This window comes from Alkalibacter saccharofermentans DSM 14828, assembly GCF_900128885.1.
Taxonomy (GTDB): domain Bacteria; phylum Bacillota; class Clostridia; order Eubacteriales; family Alkalibacteraceae; genus Alkalibacter; species Alkalibacter saccharofermentans.
Genome location: NZ_FQTU01000030.1, coordinates 1 through 2,195 on the forward strand (window position 1 = coordinate 1; position 2,195 = coordinate 2,195).

Annotated in this window: 3 protein-coding genes; all 3 read right to left on the reverse strand. The window is 41.0% G+C overall.

From position 1 onward, the window contains the following. Nucleotides 1–347: 347 nt before the first annotated feature. On the reverse strand, nucleotides 348–773 hold the full coding sequence (locus tag BUB93_RS11175) for a hypothetical protein (protein ID WP_073272289.1): 426 nt from the start codon (nucleotides 771–773) through the stop codon (nucleotides 348–350). A gap of 23 nt (nucleotides 774–796) precedes the next feature. Then, nucleotides 797–1,573 carry a tyrosine-protein phosphatase gene (locus tag BUB93_RS11180; RefSeq protein ID WP_073272292.1) on the reverse strand — a complete coding sequence of 259 codons (777 nt, stop codon included), beginning with the start codon at nucleotides 1,571–1,573 and terminating at the stop codon, nucleotides 797–799. A 95-nt stretch (nucleotides 1,574–1,668) separates the two neighbouring features. Beyond that, nucleotides 1,669–2,037, reverse strand: coding sequence for a four helix bundle protein (locus BUB93_RS11185; protein ID WP_073272294.1), 369 nt, complete (start codon nucleotides 2,035–2,037; stop codon nucleotides 1,669–1,671). Nucleotides 2,038–2,195 lie beyond the last annotated feature (158 nt).

The window sequence follows — 2,195 nt, forward strand, 5'->3', positions numbered from 1 at the left end:
TTGCTTTTAGAGACAGTTTTTACGAGACGGAGTCTCATTTCTCGACTGCGCAGCAGTCATTTCCCGTGCGGCAGAGCCGGACAATAAACAGTCGCCTCAGCGACTAAACGATTGCCCCACAATCGTTTAACATGCATTTCCCGACTCACCTAGTAAATTATATCACGTTGTCCTTATAAAGCAATGCGTTTTTTTGTCACCAAAATGTAAATAAAGGAACTCTTAAGGCGTCAGCGGAAAGCAGGAAAGTTGGTCAGTTGGAAAGTAGAAAGTGGAAAGCGACCAATACGATTGTTTCCCAACCGTTTCCCGATTGCCCCACAATCGTTTAACATGTATTTCCCGCCTCACTTTATTAGACTAAACTCAAACTCCGCCACATTCCCAAGAACATCCTCCACTACTACCTCGTAGGAGCCAGCAGTTGTAATCATAGCTTCTGTGGTTGAAATCCTCATGCCGTTTAAACTTGCGCTTATTATTTCGTTTTCTCCGTCAAATCTAAGGTACACCCTATCGCTTTGTACGGTGCCGCCATTTTCCAGGCCTGAAGGGTAATTGACCCTTATCACGGGAGAGCCGTCTGAAGGAAGCGAGTTATCTTCGCCTGCTTCATCTACGAAGGCATCGGACCGAGAAATTTTTTCTGCAGCTTCCTTATTGAATGATTCGATTTCTTCCCTGGTATAAAGAGGCTTGTTGGCAAACTGGCTTCCAAGAATTAAAACCGCTGCGAGAACCAAGGTTAAGGGAATAAACAAGAATTTTTTCATATGAACCTCCTTCGTGTGGATGTCTATTTTTTAAGCCAGGCAAAGATGCCCTTTTTCTTTATCTTTACCGGACTGTCGGGATAAAAGATTTCGTTGTTTATGATAAATCCGGGATTATAGTTGGTAAGCTGGTCAAACATATCGCTGCCTACCTGCTTTTCCAGCAGGTTCAGCCCATCAATGGCTTCGTGGTAGTGCTGAGGCTTGTGTGCATCTGTTGCAACAGCGTGGACCATATTGTGGTCAAGCATGAGCTTTGCTGTTTTTTTGACCTGATCTCCGTATTTTCCCGTCAGGCTAAGAAGGTTCATCTGGATGATAACGTCCCTCTTAATCAGAGAAGCCAGATGATTAGGGTCCTCTATGACAAAATCGTACCTCTCGGGATGGGCTAGTACAACTGAGTATCCTGCAATTTCAAGCTGAAATACGTAATTTAAAAGACTGGAGAAATTCATCTTCTGCCTTGGAACCTCTACCAGAACGTATTTGCTTTTATTTAAAGTGGCAGCCTGCTTGGTGTTTAAGGATTCAACGGAACTGGGATCGAAATAAATCTCGCTTCCAAGATGGAGGTTAAGCGGCTTGCCTTCAGATTGGAGATGGGAGTTAATTTCGTCTAAAACGCTTTGGTTTGAGCCTGCAGATGATTCAAACTCAGAATCCGCAATGAAATGCGGCGTGCATACCACATCTGTGTAGCCTGCCTCAGATGCAGCCTTCACCATGGCGAGGGCCTCTTTAAAGGATGAAGCGCCATCGTCCACTCCATAAATAATGTGACTGTGTAAATCGATCATAATGATCCCCCTTTTGGGTGCGAGCACCCAAACATGGTTGAACAATCGTTGAACTGTAGGGTAGCATTGTTTAACAATTGTTAAAACCAGTTATTTTATATTGATTTTTTTAAATAGTTCATATAGTTGTTCAATTTAACGGATAAATCTTTTGACAAGATTAAGAAGTTTTCGTACTGATCAGACGTTATGTAACATAGCTCGTATGATATTTCCATCTGGCAGATCAACTCCATTAATGACCCATAGGATATGTTTATAAAGCGTATCTTATCTTTTAAGCTATTCCTACTTGAGCCTTCAGCAATATTTGATGATATCGAAACCGCAGCACGATTCATTTGCGAAACTAAAGAGTATGCTTCTTTCACAGGAAATTTGCGAGTCATAGAATAAATTTCTTTTACTAAATGTTTTGATTGCTGATATATTTCCAACTTCTGAAATCCAAATAATTTATTCATATCATTTCTCCTTGATGCAATATGATCAATTCTTGAACATTCAAAAGCGTTGGAAAGCTTTTTTCGATTAGTATAGATAGCGACTGAAAAACGGCAGAGGTCTTAAAATCATTTACGATTGTTCAACGACTGTTTCCTGTTGTAAAACAACTTCTTAA